The sequence below is a fragment of the Paenibacillus sp. GP183 genome (assembly GCF_900104695.1).
GTDB lineage: Bacteria > Bacillota > Bacilli > Paenibacillales > NBRC-103111 > Paenibacillus_AI.
On the sequence record NZ_FNSW01000001.1, the window covers coordinates 4,023,137 to 4,043,022 of the forward strand.

The 19,886-nt window shown below is 43.9% G+C and carries 20 protein-coding genes; 17 read left to right on the plus strand and 3 right to left on the minus strand.

The window, feature by feature from the left end; genetic code table 11:
- Nucleotides 1–193 precede the first annotated feature (193 nt).
- Nucleotides 194–658 carry a DUF2062 domain-containing protein gene (locus BLV33_RS19825; RefSeq protein WP_090795569.1) on the plus strand — a complete coding sequence of 155 codons (465 nt, stop codon included), beginning with the start codon at nucleotides 194–196 and terminating at the stop codon, nucleotides 656–658.
- 90 nt (nucleotides 659–748) lie between these two features.
- On the opposite strand, the gene BLV33_RS19830 is transcribed toward BLV33_RS19825, so the two are convergent.
- Nucleotides 749–1,453 carry a hypothetical protein gene (locus tag BLV33_RS19830; RefSeq protein WP_090795573.1) on the minus strand — a complete coding sequence of 235 codons (705 nt, stop codon included), beginning with the start codon at nucleotides 1,451–1,453 and terminating at the stop codon, nucleotides 749–751.
- A gap of 167 nt (nucleotides 1,454–1,620) precedes the next feature.
- Here BLV33_RS19830 and BLV33_RS19835 point away from each other — a divergent pair, with 167 nt between their 5' ends.
- A complete protein-coding gene (locus tag BLV33_RS19835; RefSeq protein ID WP_090795577.1) occupies nucleotides 1,621–2,298 on the plus strand; it encodes a hypothetical protein in 678 nt (225 codons plus the stop codon).
- A 10-nt stretch (nucleotides 2,299–2,308) separates the two neighbouring features.
- Here the strand turns inward: BLV33_RS19835 and ytaF are convergent, their stop codons facing one another.
- On the minus strand, nucleotides 2,309–2,947 hold the full coding sequence (gene ytaF, locus BLV33_RS19840) for a sporulation membrane protein YtaF (RefSeq protein WP_090795579.1): 639 nt from the start codon (nucleotides 2,945–2,947) through the stop codon (nucleotides 2,309–2,311).
- A gap of 479 nt (nucleotides 2,948–3,426) precedes the next feature.
- On the opposite strand from ytaF, the gene BLV33_RS19845 reads away from it, so the two are divergent.
- From BLV33_RS19845 to BLV33_RS19915, 15 genes are all read left to right on the plus strand, one after another.
- Nucleotides 3,427–4,518 carry a M42 family metallopeptidase gene (locus BLV33_RS19845; RefSeq protein WP_253187118.1) on the plus strand — a complete coding sequence of 364 codons (1,092 nt, stop codon included), beginning with the start codon at nucleotides 3,427–3,429 and terminating at the stop codon, nucleotides 4,516–4,518.
- Nucleotides 4,519–4,559: 41 nt separating this feature from the next.
- Nucleotides 4,560–6,131: an ABC transporter substrate-binding protein gene (locus BLV33_RS19850; RefSeq protein WP_090795587.1), complete on the plus strand. Its 1,572-nt coding sequence runs from the start codon at nucleotides 4,560–4,562 to the stop codon at nucleotides 6,129–6,131.
- An 82-nt stretch (nucleotides 6,132–6,213) separates the two neighbouring features.
- A complete protein-coding gene (locus BLV33_RS19855) occupies nucleotides 6,214–7,170 on the plus strand; it encodes an ABC transporter permease (protein ID WP_090795590.1) in 957 nt (318 codons plus the stop codon).
- Between the two features lie 4 nt (nucleotides 7,171–7,174).
- Entirely contained in the window at nucleotides 7,175–8,080 is a 906-nt protein-coding gene (locus tag BLV33_RS19860; RefSeq protein WP_253187119.1) for an ABC transporter permease, read from the plus strand.
- Between the two features lie 29 nt (nucleotides 8,081–8,109).
- Nucleotides 8,110–9,102 carry an ABC transporter ATP-binding protein gene (locus BLV33_RS19865; RefSeq protein ID WP_090795597.1) on the plus strand — a complete coding sequence of 331 codons (993 nt, stop codon included), beginning with the start codon at nucleotides 8,110–8,112 and terminating at the stop codon, nucleotides 9,100–9,102.
- 2 nt (nucleotides 9,103–9,104) lie between these two features.
- The gene (locus tag BLV33_RS19870; protein WP_090795602.1) at nucleotides 9,105–10,088 is read left to right on the plus strand and encodes an ABC transporter ATP-binding protein; all 984 of its coding nucleotides are present in this window, start codon (nucleotides 9,105–9,107) and stop codon (nucleotides 10,086–10,088) included.
- A gap of 26 nt (nucleotides 10,089–10,114) precedes the next feature.
- The gene (locus BLV33_RS19875) at nucleotides 10,115–10,777 is read left to right on the plus strand and encodes a GntR family transcriptional regulator (protein ID WP_090795606.1); all 663 of its coding nucleotides are present in this window, start codon (nucleotides 10,115–10,117) and stop codon (nucleotides 10,775–10,777) included.
- A 44-nt stretch (nucleotides 10,778–10,821) separates the two neighbouring features.
- Nucleotides 10,822–11,730: an AEC family transporter gene (locus BLV33_RS19880; RefSeq protein ID WP_090795609.1), complete on the plus strand. Its 909-nt coding sequence runs from the start codon at nucleotides 10,822–10,824 to the stop codon at nucleotides 11,728–11,730.
- Nucleotides 11,731–11,786: 56 nt separating this feature from the next.
- Nucleotides 11,787–12,779 carry a D-2-hydroxyacid dehydrogenase gene (locus tag BLV33_RS19885; protein ID WP_090795614.1) on the plus strand — a complete coding sequence of 331 codons (993 nt, stop codon included), beginning with the start codon at nucleotides 11,787–11,789 and terminating at the stop codon, nucleotides 12,777–12,779.
- A 21-nt stretch (nucleotides 12,780–12,800) separates the two neighbouring features.
- Nucleotides 12,801–13,715 carry an isoaspartyl peptidase/L-asparaginase family protein gene (locus BLV33_RS19890; RefSeq protein WP_090795618.1) on the plus strand — a complete coding sequence of 305 codons (915 nt, stop codon included), beginning with the start codon at nucleotides 12,801–12,803 and terminating at the stop codon, nucleotides 13,713–13,715.
- 24 nt (nucleotides 13,716–13,739) lie between these two features.
- A complete protein-coding gene (locus BLV33_RS19895) occupies nucleotides 13,740–14,492 on the plus strand; it encodes a creatininase family protein (protein WP_090795621.1) in 753 nt (250 codons plus the stop codon).
- A gap of 26 nt (nucleotides 14,493–14,518) precedes the next feature.
- On the plus strand, nucleotides 14,519–15,286 hold the full coding sequence (locus tag BLV33_RS19900) for an SDR family NAD(P)-dependent oxidoreductase (RefSeq protein WP_171909215.1): 768 nt from the start codon (nucleotides 14,519–14,521) through the stop codon (nucleotides 15,284–15,286).
- Between the two features lie 25 nt (nucleotides 15,287–15,311).
- On the plus strand, nucleotides 15,312–16,094 hold the full coding sequence (locus tag BLV33_RS19905) for an SDR family NAD(P)-dependent oxidoreductase (RefSeq protein WP_090795631.1): 783 nt from the start codon (nucleotides 15,312–15,314) through the stop codon (nucleotides 16,092–16,094).
- Nucleotides 16,095–16,104: 10 nt separating this feature from the next.
- Nucleotides 16,105–17,214: a threonine synthase gene (locus tag BLV33_RS19910; RefSeq protein ID WP_090795636.1), complete on the plus strand. Its 1,110-nt coding sequence runs from the start codon at nucleotides 16,105–16,107 to the stop codon at nucleotides 17,212–17,214.
- 20 nt (nucleotides 17,215–17,234) lie between these two features.
- The gene (locus tag BLV33_RS19915; RefSeq protein ID WP_090795640.1) at nucleotides 17,235–18,203 is read left to right on the plus strand and encodes an ornithine cyclodeaminase family protein; all 969 of its coding nucleotides are present in this window, start codon (nucleotides 17,235–17,237) and stop codon (nucleotides 18,201–18,203) included.
- Between the two features lie 54 nt (nucleotides 18,204–18,257).
- Here the strand turns inward: BLV33_RS19915 and BLV33_RS19920 are convergent, their stop codons facing one another.
- A complete protein-coding gene (locus BLV33_RS19920) occupies nucleotides 18,258–19,886 on the minus strand; it encodes an extracellular solute-binding protein (protein WP_090795644.1) in 1,629 nt (542 codons plus the stop codon).

The window sequence follows — 19,886 nt, forward strand, 5'->3', positions numbered from 1 at the left end:
GAATATAAAAGCCTTGACCAGTCGAAATGGTCAGGGGCTTTTATATTTTTTAACCCCTGTTAATGTGATTCAAGCAGGTGCTAGATTTTTCTCTCACCGTATTTTCATTTTAGTTATCTATACTGGTAAAGTAACTTTCTAAGGGGTATGCTATGTTTTAAGAGATAAAGCGCAACGAGAGTGGTGGTGGCATATGAAAAATTTTATGACTAAGCTGAAGACCAAGATTGTGAGTAAATGGCACGAATTGCTCAATGACCCTGCAGGACCTCATTTAGTAGCAATGAGCTTTGCAATAGGGGTAATCTCAGAAATGTTGACCATACCAACAATAGGCATTGCTTTTGTTCTGATGATTGTTGTAGTCAAGTGGTTGAAATTTAGTATGACATCAGCAGTAGTCGGCTATTTCTTTACTAAGCTTGTATATATTCCGTTAGCACCATTAGAATTAAAGATCGGAAAGAGCTTGCTCCATCAAAACTTCGATCCGCATGGGCATAAATGGGCTTGGGCTAGAGGTGTTTTGCACAAAGACGCTGAATTATTGCTGGGAGCTGTTATTATTGGAGGGATTTTAGCTGTCATTTGTTACTTTGTGATCAGACAAATCCTCGTCCTCAGGTTAAAGCGTAAATCGAAAACCGCTCTTTCTTGAAGTGTTTTGAAAGCAAAAAAACGGCCCTTTCGCAAATGTTACGAACAGAGCCGTTTTGGAGTTATTCTTTGAAACATTTCTATGTTAAACTTATTGCGCCGTTGCGCTGTCTGGAGTGTCTCCAGCCTCTGGTGTATCCTTTTTCTCAACAAATTGCTTAAGTTTAGCAGTCATGCCGTCTTTGATCTTGTTAATCAATTGCTCCTCAGTGATACCTTTAGCCTGAGCAATTTCAACCAGAGATTTGCCTGACTGTAAATCTGCTTTCAGTTGTTGTCGAGTGACACCAAGAATCTGGGATAAAGCTGCTGGATCTCCGAAAGCTCCGACACGTCCTTTTTCATGGCCGTCATTTTTTTCTACATTCTCAACCTCTTTTTTTAATCGAGCCGAAAGCCCGGACTTCATCTTATCCGCTTGAGCTTGGGTGATCTTGCCCGAAGCTAATGCAGCGGCGATGGATTGATTTTCAGCATCTGTAAGCTTTTGCAGGAGAACATCCTCCGTGTTCCCTTTGGCTTGTGCAATTTGAACCAAGGTTTTTCCTTGTTTGAGCTGGTCAGTAATCGCGGTTGGATCCACATTTAAAATAGTGGCCGTTTCCTTAATGAGATTTTGTTCATAACCTCGTTTTCCATGGTCATTGGCAGAACTTTTGGTGTTTTGAACAACAGTAGTTCCCGTTGGAGTTGCAGCTGCGTTTGCCTGAGTATTATGCAGCAGCCCGGCTCCTCCGATCAAAAATGCCGCCGCTATCGCACCTGTTAGAATTTTTTTTTCGATTGGTTTCTTCATCGTTCTTTTCCACCTTTACCTTAGATTTTTGTTTCGTTTTACATAGGTAATTTAACCACGGTTTATGAAAGAAAGATGAAATCAACATGAGGCTAGTATAAAAATTTACTTAAGATAACCTTAAAAAAAGGTTCATATGTAAAATAGTTAAAGGGGTTAATGAGCCAATGGATAAAAATCCGGATCATAAAACAAATGAGTCCGAATTTGAGATGGTCAAGCAGTCTATTCAAAGAATTCCTCGTTGGTCTTATCTGCTTGCCATCTTATTAATTGGCATTCTGTTCAGCATATTATCGGAGAATGTCACTATAGGTCCGAGCTGGATGGTTCCGTTGATAGCGTTTATTTTACTCATCCCCTTGGGTCTGGCGGTCATTAGGCGCCATCATAAATGGACGCGAATTATTGCTTTTTCCATTACAGGCTTGGTTACACTTGGATTAGTGAGCAGCGTAATATTCCTGGTATTGAATCTGTTTTCACATATGGTTTCAGCATCAATTCTGTTTCGAAATGCGTTCATACTATGGGCGGCCAATGTATTGGTTTTCAGCATGTGGTATTGGGAAATTGACCAAGGAGGGCCAGCAGCTCGTCATGTAAATAAATTGGAACCCGTGGACTTTCTCTTCCCTCAGTTAATTTCAGATGCAAAGCTTTGGGGGGACTGGAAGCCAGGTTATTTGGATTATTTATTCTTGGCCTATAACACAAGCACAGCATTCAGCCCTACGGACACTATGGTGATGTCAAGGCGGGCAAAACTTCTTATGATGACCCAAGGCTCCATTTCACTCGTTATTGTAGCTGTATTGGCCGCGCGTGCCATTAATATTGCCTGAAAATAATTCCCTACATCAATGATTTTATAGCAATCAACAATAGAATAACTCCGCTAAGTACTGTACTAAATTGACCCATCGATAAGGAACCGATACGTACGGTTGAAACCTTTCGGCCTAAAGCAACCCCCCACCAAATGGCAAGGAAGCTAAATATGGCTGCGGACGTAGATATAGCAAATGGGGAAAGTCCAATTAATCCAGCTCCTAACCCATTTGTAAGAGCATTCATTGAAACAGCAATACCAAGTGCAATGGCTTCAAAAGATCCAATATGACCTGAATTATCGATATCGGCCTTTTCAGGGGTAGTCAAATATTCAGTTATATTAGAGTGTGATTGTGATTTAGGTTTGTTGAAATCGTCTGGAATTGGTACTCTTTTCTTTGGAAGAGTAAGTAAGATAATCCTAAAGCCTATAACAAGGAGAAAGATGGCTCCGATCAAAGTAGATAATACTCCAGGCATAATTTTTGTAAGATATTGCCCGAATAGGATTCCCGTTTCGCTGAAAATAAACGCAATCAAGGAAATAATGAGGTTAGAGAGAAGACCTACACGAATACCGCGAATGCCATAAGAAATTCCGACTCCGAAGTTATCGATACTTGAGGAAAGGGCGAGTGCCAAAATAGTTAACCAGTACATAAGCTGAAGCCTCCTTTTTTACACAGCTTATGCTGATTGAGGTACGTTTGACTAAAAACTATAAATACGGCCATGATTAAGTTGAATGGACATTTCGATACTCCCTCGCCTCTATATCAAAAACCCGCTCATTGAGCGGGTTTTTGCCTTTTATTTTACACACTATAGAGATGTTATATATTTCATTTCAGCTAAATTTACAAATTTATCTCAGAAAATTAATTGCATGAACGTAAATCTAAGTTTTATGTTATGGAACATTACATCAAAATTGTCATTCTGAATGATTGATGCATAGTTTCCATAAATATCATTGACGCGAACCAGTCTGTATGTTATTTTAATTAACATAATTAATTGTAGATTGTTAACAATATACATTTGTAATCTGAATGCTTAAAAAGCAGCTATTTTTCTGCTAAATGTCTTTGTATAAATTGTTGATATCCTGATTCTACTAGCAAAGGATGAGATTTTTTTTGGTCAAAGAGATGATAAGAAAATATTTTCAGGATTTGTCCGGGTTAGTTGGAGTTTCTGGCACAGAACAAGATGTGGTCAGATACTTGAAAGAATGTTTAACTCCCATTGCGGATGAGGTCAGAATTGATCATTTCGGCAATGTGATTGCTGTGAAACATGGTACGGCGCCAGGGCCAAAGCTGATGATTTCCACACACTCCGATGAAATCGGTTTTTGTGTCAAGAACATTTTTTCCAATGGATTTATCACTTTTGACAAGATTGGATATGTAGCGGATCTATTGCTTCCAGGCAGAAAGGTGTGGATAAATAGCAATAAAATTCCTGGGATCATTGGAATAAAGCCCGGACATTTGCAAACGCCGGACGAAAAGAGACAGGTGCAGTCGATACGTGAATATTATATCGACGTAGGCGCCTCATCCAGATTGGAAGTTGAAGATATGGGGATCAAGATTGGTGATCCTATCGTGTTTCAAAGCGATTTTATGGAAATGCATAATCCGGATCTGATATCTACGAAATCGGTCGATAATCGAATTCATTGTGCAGTGTTGATCGCATTATTTCATCAGCTTCAAGAAATGGATTTTGCAGGGACCTTGTATGGGGTGGTCACCGTTCGAGAGGAAGTGGAGCAGCATGGCGCACTCATAGTGGGTAATTCCATTGTACCGGATTATGCCATTGTACTGGATACAATTCCCGCTGGCGATACGCCGGAAATTGATACTGAGAAAGTGCTCCCGGTTTATTTAGGTAAAGGTCCCGCATGTCCGATTGCGGATGGTGTTCCCGGATTTGGCTTTACGTTCATCCATCCGCGGGTGAGGGAAATGATCGAAGAGCAGGCGAAAAAAGCCGATGTTCCTTTGCAGCTTTTGACATTTATCGGGGATTCTTATATGACTGATGCGTCGAAGTTGGTTGCCAGCGGCAAAGGGATTCCACTCGGAGTTTTAACTACTCCTCGAAGGTATTCACATTCACCGGTTGAGCTAGTTAATCTTAATGATGTTGTTGGCACGCTGAAGATTGTTAAAGGAATTGTTTTGGATAACGGCAAGAAGGAATTGAATTTTATTTAAAACATGGTTCCGACAAAATAAAGAGGGGAAATGAAACCAACATGAAAAACAAATTTTGGACAACTCTACTAATAACTTCACTAGTTTTAGCTTTAATCGGATGTACTTCGAAAAGTGCCGATACTACCGCGACTACGACTACGACACCTAAATCAGGCGGTACGTTAAAATTCGCTTATAATGTACAGCCGACAACACTCGATCCGCAAATAACAACAGCTATAGCCACGAGAGACATTTCAAGAAACATGTTCGAAACGCTTGTGACATTAGACTCCAAATATAAAGTTGTTCCTATGTTGGCAGAGTCCTTTGAAGCAAGTTCAGACGGTAAAACAATCACGTTCAAATTAAGAAAAGGGGTTAAATTCCATAATGGCAAGGAAATGAAAGCGGAAGATGTTGTTGCGTCCATGCTTAGATGGCAGCAAGGCCCTGTTGCAAAGGCGAACTTCGGCAGCTCCACTTGGGAAGCAACAGACGAGTATACAGTTGTCCTGCATCCCGAAAAACCTTCATTTTTGAACTTGATCGATTTGGCCTCAACGGATCAGTTCGCGGCAATTATGCCCAAAGAAACAATCGCTGCCGCCGATGCTACCGGAGTTAAGGAATATATCGGAACCGGTCCATTTCAATTTGTAGAATGGAAGCAAAATCAGTATGTTCATTTCAAGAAATTTGCGGGTTATTCGGCTGTATCTTCCCCGGCAGACGGCCTTGCAGGGAAAAAAGTAGCATTGGTGGACGATCTGTACTTCAATATCGTCACAGACAGCTCGACTCGCGTGAACGGAATCATAGGCGGAGAGTACGATTTGGCCAATGCTGTGCCGTATGATGCGGCAGCTCAAGTGAAAAATGCGCCCGGCGTTAGTACTATCGTTTATCCGATGGGGATCCACATCATTGTTTTTAATAAACAACAAGGATTGTTCAAGGATGTAAAGGCTCGTCAAGCGGTAAACCTGGCATTGAATGAAAAAGAGCTGCTGACCGCCGCTTTTTCCAGCAGCGAATTCTATGACTATGGAAACTCCTTTTTCCCTCCTACCCAAGCGAATTGGTATACGGATATGGGCAAAGAAAATTATGATCATCAAGATCTGGAAAAAGCTAAGCAATTGCTGAAGGAAGCGGGATACAACGGCGAACCCATTACGATTATAACCAATCGTGATTATATAGAGCATTATAATACCGCTGTTAACTTGCAGCAGCAGCTGAGTAAAATCGGCATGAATATCAAGCTGGAAGTGATGGATTTTACTACCCAGCTGGATCGTCGAAACAAACCGGATCAATATAATATGTTTGTCTCCGGCCAGGGAACTTTTATTTCACCGTTCCAATTCCCTTTCCTGGATTCCAAATCAAAATGGGCCGGCTGGACTAACAATCCGGAAATTGACAAGCTTTTGGCTGAAATTAAGTCACAACCTACTCAAGCGAAAGCGACAGAATCGTTTGTGAAATTGCAAAAGTTGGTTTGGGAGGATTTACCGGTTATCAATACCGGGACCTATAAGCAAATCAAAGCGGTCTCCAAGAAAGTGAAAGGCTTCCAAGAGTTTATCGGACCGGTTCTTTGGAATACAAGCATCGAGAATTAAACGAAGTCCATCCGTATTATTTCAGCCTGCATGCTGCTTAAGCAGCATGCAGGCTGGCCATTTATAGAGAGGGGATTAATTCATGAAGGCTTACATTTTACAGCGAATTTTATCTTTAATCCCTGTATTATTAACTGTTGCCTTTGTCGTGTTTTTTATTATACATTTAACGCCCGGCGATCCGGCGGCTGTCATTCTTGGCTCTGATGCAAATCCTGGAGATATAGAAAAGCTGCGCGAGAAGCTCGGATTGAATCTTCCCTTATATGAACAGTTTTTTGTCTGGTTCATAGGTCTCTTCAGAGGGGATCTTGGGACGTCTGTATTTATCAAACAACCCGTGCTGAAGATCTTTATGGATCACTTGGGTCCAACCCTGTCTTTATCTATACTGGCACAAGGAATTTCCATCTTGATCGCAATCCCCATGGGGATTATAGCGGCCAAGAAGAGAGGGACCATCGTTGACCAATCGATCATGGTTTTTTCCTTGCTCGGAATCGCCATCCCCAGTTTCCTGTTAGCCTTGTTATTCGCTATGCTCTTTGCCGTAAAATTGCATTGGTTTCCTGTTGCAGGATATAAACCGTTAAACGCTGGATTAGTGAATCACTTGAAATATTTAATTTTACCAGCCGTATCATTGGGCTTAATCCAGTCAGCGATTATTGCAAGGATGACCAGAGCGTCGATGCTGGATATTTTAAACTTGAATTATATCAAAACGGCCCGTGCAAAAGGTGTCAAAGAGATCCTCATTACTTATAAACACGCCCTGAGAAATGCATTTATTCCGATTCTAACCGTACTTGGCCAAACTTTTGGGATGCTTGTCGCCGGATCGATCATTACTGAGACTATATTCAACATCCCCGGATTGGGTCAGCTTATCATTACCTCGATAACTCAACGCGACTATCAAGTTTTGCAAGGCACTGTGCTATTAATTGCTCTAGCTTATGTGCTGATTAACTTGATCGTGGATTTACTATACGGCGTTGTAGATCCCAGGGTGCGGGTCTCGTCAAAAAGGGGCTAAGATGATGAAAAACAGTTCAATTGAAGGAAGATTGCATTCTTTGCAAGCGAAAAATCAATTTCAAAAAGAGCGGAGATCCTTGCTCTTCCGCCGGTATCTGTCAAATAGATCAGTCGTTATCGGCAGTGTTATTATTTTGCTGCTTGTCCTGATATCCGTATTTGCGGTCTTTATTGCCAAATATGCGCCGGATCAAATGGAAGTGGTCAATCGTCTGAAGCCTCCAAGTCCGGCACATTATTTTGGAACCGATAATTTTGGAAGAGATTTATTCAGCCGAATTATTTATGGAACGAGAGTATCCATGATAGTCGGTTTATCGGTTGCGCTGATCACGATGATCACAGGAACCGTAATAGGTCTATATTCCGCTTACTACAGGATTTTGGATCATATTCTCATGAGAATCTGTGACGGATTGATGGCGTTCCCTGCCATCCTGTTAGCCATAGCTCTGATGGCAGCTCTTAGGCCAAGCCTGTGGAATGTAATTTTGTCGTTATCTATCGTCAATACGCCAACAGTTGCTCGTACCGTTCGTTCTGCGGCGATGGTTGTTAAAGAACAAACGTATATCGAAGCATTAAAATCACAAGGCGCAGGATCATTGCGGATTATATGGAAGCATGTTGCTCCCAATACGATGTCACCTCTAATTGTGCAAGTTACCTATGTTTTCGGTGTCTCCATATTCATTGAAGCGGCCCTCAGTTTTCTCGGGGCGGGAATTCCTGCGCCGGCGCCAAGCTTAGGAAACATATTATTAGATGGGAAAATTGTCATCTACTCGGCCTGGTGGATGACCGTTTTTCCGAGTATATTTATTATTTTCGCCGTATTAGGATTAAACCTCTTCGGCGACGGTCTTCGGGACTTGCTGGATCCGCATACCAACAAAGCCAAAAAATAACCGGGACACGCCATCGGAAGGGGAATAATATGCCAAAAGAATGCTTATTAGAGGTCAAAGACCTGAAAACGACGTTCTCGACGGAAATGGGACCCGTCACCGCGGTCAATGGCGTTTCATTCAAAGTTTATGCCGGGGAGACTTTGGGAGTCGTAGGAGAGTCGGGTTGCGGAAAAAGCGTAACCTCCGAATCCATTCTACAGTTGTTGAACGACAAGACAACGAAATACGAAGGGGAAATCCTGTACAAGGGACACAATTTGTTTTCCTTATCGAACGAGGAAATGAGAAATATCCGGGGTAATGAGATTTCGATGATTTTTCAAGATCCGATGTCTTCGCTTAATCCGGTATACACAATCGGAGAGCAGATTGCTGAATCCATCATCACTCATCAGAATCTCGGCAAGAAGGAAGCTCATCTCCAAGCGGTAGAAATGCTGCGGCTGACAGGGATCCCTTCGCCTGAAAAAAGAGTGAACGAATATCCCCATGAGCTGTCCGGCGGCATGAGACAGAGGGTTATGATAGCCATGGCGCTCGCCTGCAGGCCGAAGCTCTTAATCGCCGATGAACCGACAACCGCATTGGATGTAACGATACAAGCCCAGATCCTTGATCTGATTCAAGACCTGAAAAAAGAATTGAATATGGGTGTTATTTTAATTACGCATGATCTGGGAGTCGTTGCTGAAGTCTGCACTCGTGTGGTGGTCATGTATTTGGGTCAAGTGATTGAAGAGGCTGAAGTAAACGATTTATTTACCACACCTCTGCATCCTTATACCAAAGGATTGCTGCAATCGATTCCTCAGTTGGATGGAGACCGCTCCAAAAAGCTGTCCGTAATCCAGGGAATGGTGCCTTCTTTGAACAATATTCCGCAAGGATGCCGTTTTGCGCCGAGGTGTTCCTACGCCACCGAGATTTGTGAGCAAACTCCTCCAGAAATTCAAGACGACGGAAAAGGTCACAGCGTAAGATGCTGGCACTATAAATCGATCTTACAAGAGGAGGTTTAACTATGCTGCAACCGTCAACAGAGGGCAACACTCCTCTTCTTACAGTCAAAAATTTAAAAAAGTACTTTCCCATTTCGACGCCGCTCGGACAAGTAAAAGGATATGTGAAAGCGGTCAATAACGTGGAATTTACTTTGCGGGAAAGAGAAACCATGGGATTGGTCGGCGAGTCCGGTTGCGGCAAAAGTACGACGGGAAGAACAATTATCCGATTGACGGAACCCACCGAAGGACAAGCGATTTACAGGGATAAGGATTTGTTTAAGTTAAAGGGACAAGAGCTTCAGCAGATGAGAAAAGAATTGCAGATGGTTTTTCAGGATCCGCATTCCTCTTTGGATCCCAAACAATGCATCGGTCATGCCATTGAAGAACCCATGCAGATTCACAATATGGGGACGAAAAGAGAACGTATGGAGAGAACGTTGGATTTGCTCCATAAAGTGGGACTCAGGGAGGAGCAGTATTATAGATATCCGCATGAATTTTCCGGCGGGCAACGGCAGCGGATCGGAATCGCAAGAGCGCTCGCGGTGAATCCGAAAATTGTCATCTGCGATGAGCCCGTTTCCGCCTTGGACGTATCCATCCAATCACAAGTCATTAATTTATTGCAAGAGTTGCAGGATAAATTTGATCTTTCTTATCTGTTCATCGCTCACGATTTGAGTGTCGTCAGACATATCGCCGATCATATCGGAGTCATGTATTTGGGGAATATGGTAGAAAGGGCAGCGACTGACGAATTGTTCAAGCAGCCTTTGCATCCTTATACCCAGGCGCTGCTTTCGGCTGTTCCTATCCCGAATCCGAAGTATAAAAAAGAACGAATTATTTTGAAAGGCGATATCCCGTCGCCGCTAAATCCCCCTACAGGGTGCATATTTCATACTAGATGCCCTCATGCTATGGAACGCTGTAAAACGGAAGCTCCCATGATAAAGAATATGGGGGGTAGCCATTTCGTTGCATGTCATTTATATTAACAATAAATGGATGAAATGAATGGAGGTTGATTTATATTATTATCAGGAAATTAGCTGACAACCATAGTCTTCCTTATTTAATTAAAGAAGAAATTGTAAATAAGATCATGCAAGGCACGTTGAAAGCCGGAGATAAATTGACAGAAACAGAATACGCGGAGGAGTACGGTACGAGTAGAGGACCGATTCGGGACGCTTTCTCTTTGTTATTATCAGACGGTTTTGTGCAAAAGTTCCCCCGAAGAGGCACCGTAGTAAAAGGATACACGTTCGATGAAATTCGAGACCTTCTTGATATCAGGAATCTGCTTGAAATATTGGCTTTGGAAAAAATCATATCCAAGGATCTGCGAGCTTATCTGGATAAAATGAAGCTGCTAATTGCGGAAATGGAACGAAAACAAGATCAAACCAGTGAATATGCCAAACTAAACTATGAATTTCATTATCAGATTATTATTGCTTCGGAAAGCAGTGTCATCATCAATGCCTACGACAGATTAGGGGCTCCATTGCTTTCGATACAATCGTTTTCACTTTTGGATACCCAAAATATTAATAAATCGCTTGAGGAACATAAACAAATCGTTCATTACTTGGAAGAGGGAAATTTGGAAAAAGCCGAACATATACTAAGTTCTCATAATAAATATGTTTTCACGCGTATTGAGATGGCATTATCTAAATGAAGCAGTGCTGGTACGATACATCAAGATAATGAAAGGCGTAAGCAATGAGTAATTACTGGAATGTTATGTTTGAAGTCGTATTACCGATCTTGATGACTTGTGTATGCGGCATCTTGATTCAAAAATGGAAACCGATCGATATTCAGAGTCTTGCAACGTTGAGTCTATTTATCTTAGCTCCTAGTCTTGTTCTTATTTCACTCACAGAATCCAAACATAATGCAGCAGACTTAAAGGCAGTAGTCTTGTTTACATTATTGCATTCCGCGGCTTGCGGGATAGCAGCCTTGCTAACTTCTCGCATCTTTCGTTTTCGTGAAGAATCGAGAGCGTCAATCTCCTTGACCACAATTTTCGGCAATGCCAATAACTACGGACTGCCTATACTTCTGCTTGCTTATGGGAATGTCGGTTTTTCACAAGGTCTCAATTACGTAATCATGCAAGTCATCCTGGTGAACACGTTAGGGCTCTATATCGCTTCAAGAGCGAAAGTAAGCGCAAAACATGCGATTAGACAAATTGTAAAAACCCCGCTGCTTTACGCAGTAATCATAGGAATCATGCTATTTGTTGGCCATATTGCTATTCCCAAGGGAATAGCAAATGGGTTACATCTAATGGGAAACGCATATGCGGCTGTTGTTATTTTGATTCTTGGTCTCCAGCTTCGCAATGTCAGCTTTAAGGGGATCAGAAGACCGGAGGTATGGGCTGCGGTAGGTTTAAGATTGGTGGCGGTACCTATTCTCGCTAAGCTTTGTATTGGATTATTAGGTATTAAGGGTCTTTTGGCCTCCATTTTATTCGTGCAATCGAGTATGCCGGCTGCAATTAATGCCTCCGTCTTGGTCATGAAATTCGGCGGGGATGAGGAGCTGGTTACTCTAACTGTGGCTATAACAACTATCGTCAGTTTTGTGACACTTCCTTATTATATTCATATTGGTTAGTTATGCGAGACGAGATTTAGTTAATTACCTATAAGAAAAACGGGAGTGAGACAGCTTTGAAAAAAAGAAGTATTGGAACCGTATTGGCTACTGTGCCCTATACAGGCTGGCATTTGGAGAAATTGCGGACAGCGCTTGAGCCGTCTACATTCATCCATCTCGATCAAAATGATGAAGCAGGTATAGCCGAGGCGTTGAAAGAAGCCGATGTAGCGATACTAGCTGCCGATCTGGACGAGCGCTTCATCCATGCGCCGCATTTGCGATGGGTCCACTGCGACCACTCGGGCTTAAACGCATCTGCGCGTTCTGAGATATTCGAGTTAGGCCTTATGGTGACCGGTTCTGCCGGACGCTCAGCGCCGGTTCTTGCCGAGCATGTTTTTTACTTCACTTTATCGTTGATTTATGACTCGACAGGATTGCAAAATATGCAAAAAGCACATCAATGGGGAGGGCTTCCGGGTTATCAAAACCGCCGCGGGTTATACGGCAAGACGATGGGAATTATCGGTTTAGGATATACCGGCAAAGAGGTTGCCCTTAGAGCTAAAGCTTTCGGGATGCGTGTACTGGGATATCGCCACAGTGTAACCGAATTGCCTCCAGGTGTAGACTCGTTGTATTGTGCGGAGCGCGGAGATACGATCGACGATCTGCTGCGGGAAAGCGATGTGGTCGTGTTGTCAGTCCGATTGACCGACGATACGCATCATTTGATCGGGGATAGAGAATTTGGTTTGATGAAGCCCAGCGCTTTCTTGATCAATATGGCGCGCGGTCCTGTTGTCGACGAAAATGCCTTGATTGCTGCTTTATATGAGAAAAGGATCGGCGGCGCCGGACTCGACACCTTTGACCAAGAACCATTGCCCTCCGACTCCAGGCTTTGGGATACGCCCAATTTGCTGATTACACCTCATGGTACGCCAGGGATGCCGGATATGGTTGCCCGATCGTTGGACATCATTTGCGAAAACGTGCGGCTGTACCGCGAAGGCGAACCTCTTCTTAACATGTTGACGCCAAAGGATGTGTACACCAAATAACGTAGATAAGGAGGAGATCTCGTGTCGACAATCATTGTTCATGGAAGCGTGGAAACAAGCGAGGAAGCCCCGTTTATCGAAGGCTTAAAGAAAGGTGCTCTTAAAGGTTATGCTAAACTGACCGAAGGCCGTTTGAAGGCAATTGAAGCGGCTGTTAATGAGCTTGAAGACAATCCGCTTTTTAATGCCGGACTGGGTTCCGTATTGAATAGAGACGGATTTGTGGAAGTAGACGGATCCATTATGGACGGAGAAACCGGGAAGTTTTCAGCAGTTGCTGCGATGCCACAAACAAGGTATGCCATTAGCGTCGCTTATCGTTTGCTGGAAGAATCCGATCCTGTTCTATTAGCCGGTTCGGGGGCAGCCTTATTTGCTCGGGAGAAAGGGATTCCATTAGATAATTGCATCAGCAGCGAGCAGCTTGAATCCTGGAAACTGGCACGCAGCATGTTGGATGAAGGGAAGAAGCTGGATTTCAGTTTATATACCGGAATAAAGAAAGAGACCGATACAGTTGGCTGTATTATCTGCGACGATGATGGAAAGCTGGCTGCGGGCTCTTCTACCGGGGGTTCATTCATGAAACGGCCTGGAAGGGTGGGAGATACTCCTATCATCGGAGGCGGGATTTATTCATCCGATCAATCTGCAGTTGTTTGTACAGGTAAAGGTGAAGCCTTTATTCAGACCTTAACGGCAAAATTTGTTGACGATCAGATCCGATTGGGCAAACATCCCCAGGATGTTGCCGAAGAGGCGATTAAACGAATGACGCGTTTAACCGGTGAAACGGGCGGCTTGATTGTAGTTGATGCCTTGGAACGTATTGGAATCTCTCACAATTGCAATTCGTTTCCTGTAGTAGTTATAGTAAATGGAGAGGTTAAAAATATTATCAATAGCCGCATGATCAGTCAACCCGCTGTAAACTAAATCAATCTGAGGAGATGGAATGAAATGGCGAACATTGGAACAAAAATGACAGGTAATCAGTATAATCAGGCTAAAATTGATAAGGTTATTTTCGGTGTGGGTGCATTCGAAAACCACGGATACCATATGCCGTTTGGCACAGATGCTTTAATTTCCAACGGATTGGCGGAAAGGATTGCGGATCGGGTCGACGGATTAATGGTTATTCCTCCTATTAATTACGGATTCAGCGCTCATTATAATAAATTACCTTTTGTCGTAAGCCTGCAGCCTGAAACGATTACCAATGTCATTAAAGAAGTTCTTCAAGAGGTGATCCGCAATGGCATCAAAAAAATCATCATCATCAACGGGCACGATGGAAATATCGCTCCGATCGAATTGGCTGCGCGTGCGGTAAAAGTTCAGCATCCGGACGTAGTCATCGCCAGTTTAAACGACTGGTGGGTAGCCGCCGGAAAAATGATTCCACCTGGAACCTTTGAAGTGTGGGACGGTTTGGGTCATGCAGGCGAAGGGGAAACTTCGATGGGGCTTGCCCTGTTTCCTGAGCTGATGCAGATGGAACATGCCAAAGGAGTTGTCCCCAAACTTCCGGAACATGTCGATATCAAATGGCGCTTTGAAGAATTGACGGATACCGGTGCCAGTGGGGATCCCAGTGTAGGAACAGTGAAAAAAGGAAAGCTGCTCGAAAAGGCTGTCATCGATGTCATGGTCAATTTCATTGCTGAGATGGATAAAAATGATTGGAAATACGGTTTGGCCCTCAAGTAAACTTAATTAACGAGAGGATGACAACCTTGTTTAATTTAGAAGGAAAAGCGGTCATTGTAACGGGATCCGGGCGTGGAATCGGGAAGGGAATCGCTGAAATGTTAGCGTCATTGGGCGCAAAAGTAGCGATAAACGATATCGACGAACATCTTGCGCAAAAAACGGCTGATCACATACGTTCACAAGGGCTCATAGCGATTGCTGCAGCCGGTGATGTTGCGCAGCAGGCCGACGTCAAGAAAGTGGTTGAGCAGACGGCAGAAGAATTTGGTCGTATCGATGTTCTGGTCAACAATGCAGGGATTATAGGGCTGAAACCGTTCCCCGAAATTACGTTGGCTGAATGGAATAGAATGTTTCATGTACACTTGACTGGAAGCTTTCTTTTCTCACAAGAAGTTATCCCCTATATGAAAAGCAACGGCGGGGGAAGAATCATCAACATCGCATCTAACTGGGGACAGCGCGGGGAAGCCGGTTCCGTTCATTATTCAGCGGTTAAAGCAGGGATTATTGGATTTACAAAGGCGTTGGCGCGAGAATTGGCTCCAGATCGTATTCTGGTCAATGCTGTTGCTCCCGGCCCGATAGAGACCGATATGATCGAGGAAGAAGCCCGTCTTCTGGGCACGACTGCAGATCAAATCCGCGATAGTCTGGCAGCCAAAATTCCTTTGCAGCGGTTAGGAACGATACGGGATGTGGCCGTCAGCATCGCCTTTCTGGCAGGAGATACAGGCAATTTTTATTGCGGGCAAGTGATATCCCCTAATGGGGGAGAAGTTATGATGTAATTTGTTTGGGGAGGTGACCGCCAGCATGGTCTTAAAAGAAAAGATTTCGATTATTACTGGCGCAGGCTCAGGGATAGGCCGGGCCTCCGCACTACTTTTTTCCAAACAAGGGGCAACAGTTGTCGTTGCCGATCTTAATGAACAAATGGGAATGGAAACCGTTGAGCTGATATCCGGGCAAAATGGGCAGGCGGTATTTCAACAAATAAACGTGGCGGATGCGTCCGACGTGAAACGATTAATGGATTTCACTCACAAGCAATACGGGAAAATCGATATCCTGTTTAACAATGCAGGAATTGAGTATTTTACAACGATAGAAGACACGACCGAGGAAGAGTGGAGCCGCACCATCGATACGAATTTAAAAGGTGTTTTCTTAGGCTTGAAGTATGTGCTGCCGATTATGAGAAATCAGCGATACGGCAGTATTATCAATATGGCATCCGTGGCAGGTCTTGCCGCATGGCCGGGATTAGGCGTTTATTCGGCGGCCAAAGGGGGAGTTGTCCTTCTCAGCAAGGCGGCTGCGGCCGAGTACGGCAAATACGGGATTCGGGTAAACAGCTTATGCCCCGGTTCCATCCGGACGCCTCTTTTGGAGGAACAATTTTTTGGTAAAATGAAAGATCCGGCAGCAGCGGAATTACAGCTGCTTAGACACTATCCGCTCAATCGATTGGGATCTCCCGAGGAAGTGGCTAATGCCGCCGTTTTCTTGGCCAGTGATTCCGCCTCTTTTGTAACGGGGCAAGCATTCGGTGTTGATGGAGGGTTGTCCTCCTTTGTCGGAGATCTGATTCAATAGGAGGCGTCTCATGAGATATATTTGTACGCAATGCCAAAAATTGTTTGTCCCCAATACTTCGCTATGGCGATGCGAATGCGGCGGGCTGTTAGATCTTGAGCAGACTGAGATTAGTCTGGACCTGGAATTGATCAGGCAGAGGCCAAATTATATATGGCGGTATAGAGAGGCACTGCCCTTTTCGAAGCAATATGAAGGGTGGAGCGGCGTTACAATGGGCGAAGGCGGTACGCCGATTGTGCCTTTATCCTCTCAGCAATCCAATATTTTACTGAAAATGGATTACATGATGCCTACCCTATCTTTTAAAGACCGGGGGGCTGCGGTGCTCGTCGCCAAAGCGGTTGAGCTCGGCGTGAGACGGATGATTGCGGACAGCAGCGGAAATGCGGGAACGTCTATCGCGGCTTATGCGAACAGGGCGGGCATCGATTGCGATATTTATGTACCGGAAAATACGTCAAGCAAAAAAATCAAGCAGATTCGCATGCACGGAGCGAACGTCCATGTGATACCGGGAAGCCGGGAAAATACGGCACAAGCGGCCATAGATGCTGTGCAGCAAAACGAAGCTTTTTATGCCAGCCATGTATATAACCCGTTTTTTTATCAGGGAACAAAAACGTATGCTTACGAAATATGGGAGCAGTTGGGGGAGCCGGACGTACTGATTGTGCCGGTCGGAAACGGAACTTTGCTGCTAGGGGCTTATTATGGGTTTAAGGATTTGCTCAGATTGGGTTTGATCCGTAAACTGCCTAAGCTTGTAGCCATACAAGCTGAAAGATGCGCGCCGATTGCTGCGGCCTTCCAAGCCCAGCTCGAAACGGCTGTTCCGGTTGTGAACTCTGGAACGGCTGCTGAGGGGATAGCCATTGCCGATCCGCCGAGAAGCAGGCAGATTCTCGCCGCAATCCGCGAAACCGGCGGTGTTGTTGTAACGGTGCCTGAGACTATGATCGGCGAGGCTAGAGAGGCTTTGGCCCGGTATGGTTTTTACGTTGAGCCGACGACGGCTGCCAATTATGCCGGCTATTTGGAATATGCCAAGCATTTTGGGCCAGTGGGTGAGGAAAAAATTGTGATTCCTCTTTGCGGAGCGGGATTAAAAGCAGACTAATCTCAGAAAGAGGAACAATTATGTCCGAGATGATGATTATTGGTGAAAATGATGTCAAAAGCTTACTGACAATGAAAGAAGCCATTCAATTGGTAGAGAAAGCTTATTCGGAGCTTAACGATTCCAAAAGTATAATTTTTCCTGCTATTCGAGAAGAAATTCCAGCCCATAAAGGGATATTCGGTATTAAGTCATCTTATTTGAAGCAACAAAAATACATTGGATTAAAGGCCGGCGGTTTCTGGCCCGGCAATGCAGCTAAAGGTAAATTGAATCACCAATCCACCATGTTGTTGTTTAATGCGGAAAGCGGTGAGCCGGTATGTGCGGTAGGCGCCAATTATTTAACGGGAATACGAACGGGAGCCGCTGGGGCAGTTGCTGCCAAATATTTGGCGAAACCAGACAGTAAAGTTGTTGGTATCATTGGAACCGGCACACAATCAAGAACACAGCTTGAAGGTTTGTTCACCCAATTCCCCATCGAAAAAATTGCTATTTACAGCAGGACAGAAGATGGAGCTGAAAGATTATCAAAGGAAATTATTGAAAGAGGTTTGGCGATAGATGTTTGCATATACACTCACCCTCAAGAAGTAACTGAACAAGCAGACATTATTGTGACCTCCACACCGTCGTTTTCACCGATAATTAAAACATCTTGGGTAAAAAGTGGAACGCATATTAATGCAATAGGAAGCGATACAAAAGGAAAAAGAGAAATTGAAATAGATAAGAAGCCGGATAAAATGGTATGTGATTTATGGGAGCAGTGTTCGATCATGGGTGAATTTCAACATGGGATTTCCCGTAATGAACTTTATGCAGAAATTGGAGAAATCGTAAACGGTAAAAAAATGGGTCGTGAAAATAATCATGAAATTACTTTGTTTGATTCGACAGGGTTATCTGTTCAAGATCTTGAAGCAGCTGTGTACGTATACGAAAAAGCCAGAAATTCCGGACTCGGTTCTCTGATACATTTTTAACGGCAGATGCCCCGCATCATCAACTGCGGGGCATCTGAATATACAGATGAAAGCCTATTTTACAGTCTTGTAACGATTATATGCATCAGTGTGGATCTTAACCAACTTTTCAAGTCCCATATCGTTGAGCTTTTTAACATAACCGTCCCACTCTGCGTCGATACCGCCTTGTGATACCCATTTGGCGCGAGTTTGGCTTATATAACTGTTGATATCCGTTAAAAGGGTGGGCAACTCTTGGAACTCTTCCTTGTTATGCATAACATGCGGGAATGGCGCAGTTACATAATCCTTGCCAAGCTTGTCAATGACCAACTTCAGACCATCTCCGGAGTTAGGACTCAGCAGGATGTTCTTCTCAAATGCCGGACTCACATATTTGGGACCGAAATCCCGGACGGATTGCTCCCAATACCATGCGTCCGCGCTGGTGCCCTTCGGAGGGTCCATCAGCGTGTAAGTGTTGTTGTCTTTCTTTTCAATGACCGTACCGATCGCACCCCAGAAATTCTGGATGCTTGCTTCATTGGTATAGAACTGGTCCGCCCAACGCGCAGCGATCTCCGGATATTTACTTGAGGCAGAGATCAACAATTCGTTGCGTCTAAAACTTAAACCATTCGGGTCACCAATTTGGTAACGCTTTCCATCCGGACCGGCAATTGGCGGAATGGCCACATATTCGTCTTTCCATTTTTTGAAAGGGGCATCCGGTGTCCACCCATAGTCGAACCCTATAATCGCAATGTCCGGATTATCGCGCTTCGCCGTTCTCATCGTACTATCCTGTACGAAAATTTCTTTGTCGATCAAACCTTCCGAAAACAATTTATTCGCCCACTTAAGTCCTTCTTTATATTCTTTTGTCGCTGGAAAGAATACCGGTTTACCGTCTTTGAGGATCATATTGCTGATATTTGTGTTATTAAAATTATTGCCATATAAGTCAGTAAAGCCAAATGGACTCAGAAGATCTACCCAGTTTGTATTTTTCGATCCGGTGACAGGAATTTCATCCTGTTTTCCGTTCCCATTCGGATCCTTTTCTTTAAAGGCTTTCAGTACCGTATAGAGTTCATCAATGTTAGTGGGAGGTTTCAGCCCCAGGCGGTCGAGCCAGACTTTGTTGATGATAGGCAGATTAGCGGATATCGGTCGTGAAGGAAGTCTTGCGGGCAAGGAATAGATCTTCCCGTCCGGAAAAGTACTAATTTTCTTCATCTCCGGCGATTCTTTCATGGCCGCTTTAAGATTGGGCATATATTTGTCGATATAATCATCCAGCGGACGGAAAGAGCTTAAATTGTTGACGATATCGGAATCTGTAAACACAATGTCACCGAATATGATATCCGGAAGCTTACCATCGGCCATGATTATGGTTTTTTTAGTAGCCCAATCATTGGTAGATTGTACTTCCCAATTGATTTTAACATTGGTCTGTTTTTCTAAATCCTGCAGCCATTTGTTTTTGGTAAAGGTATCTCCCATGTTGTTATAGCGAACGGTCAGCACATTCAGCGTAATCGGTTCTTTTGCAATCGGCATGCCCTCTTGGTTAAAATTGCTGTTCTTGTTAGCAGCAGGTGAACCTGTAGTATTGTTGTTGCTAGTGCTGGTACTGCAACCTGTGTACAACAGCGAAGATGCCAGGACCAGAACGATAGGCAGTTTTCTTGACAT

Coding starts and splice junctions, on each gene's coding strand:
- BLV33_RS19870 (WP_090795602.1), top strand. CDS start 9,105: ATGCTGCAACCGTCAACAGAGGGCAACACTCCTCTTCTTACAGTCAAA.
- BLV33_RS19915 (WP_090795640.1), top strand. CDS start 17,235: ATGTCCGAGATGATGATTATTGGTGAAAATGATGTCAAAAGCTTACTG.
- BLV33_RS19830 (WP_090795573.1), bottom strand. CDS start 1,453: ATGAAGAAACCAATCGAAAAAAAAATTCTAACAGGTGCGATAGCGGCG.
- BLV33_RS19910 (WP_090795636.1), top strand. CDS start 16,105: ATGAGATATATTTGTACGCAATGCCAAAAATTGTTTGTCCCCAATACT.
- BLV33_RS19855 (WP_090795590.1), top strand. CDS start 6,214: ATGAAGGCTTACATTTTACAGCGAATTTTATCTTTAATCCCTGTATTA.
- ytaF (WP_090795579.1), bottom strand. CDS start 2,947: ATGTACTGGTTAACTATTTTGGCACTCGCCCTTTCCTCAAGTATCGAT.
- BLV33_RS19895 (WP_090795621.1), top strand. CDS start 13,740: ATGGCGAACATTGGAACAAAAATGACAGGTAATCAGTATAATCAGGCT.
- BLV33_RS19835 (WP_090795577.1), top strand. CDS start 1,621: ATGGATAAAAATCCGGATCATAAAACAAATGAGTCCGAATTTGAGATG.
- BLV33_RS19905 (WP_090795631.1), top strand. CDS start 15,312: ATGGTCTTAAAAGAAAAGATTTCGATTATTACTGGCGCAGGCTCAGGG.
- BLV33_RS19920 (WP_090795644.1), bottom strand. CDS start 19,886: ATGTCAAGAAAACTGCCTATCGTTCTGGTCCTGGCATCTTCGCTGTTG.
- BLV33_RS19850 (WP_090795587.1), top strand. CDS start 4,560: ATGAAAAACAAATTTTGGACAACTCTACTAATAACTTCACTAGTTTTA.
- BLV33_RS19865 (WP_090795597.1), top strand. CDS start 8,110: ATGCCAAAAGAATGCTTATTAGAGGTCAAAGACCTGAAAACGACGTTC.
- BLV33_RS19825 (WP_090795569.1), top strand. CDS start 194: ATGAAAAATTTTATGACTAAGCTGAAGACCAAGATTGTGAGTAAATGG.
- BLV33_RS19860 (WP_253187119.1), top strand. CDS start 7,175: ATGAAAAACAGTTCAATTGAAGGAAGATTGCATTCTTTGCAAGCGAAA.
- BLV33_RS19880 (WP_090795609.1), top strand. CDS start 10,822: ATGAGTAATTACTGGAATGTTATGTTTGAAGTCGTATTACCGATCTTG.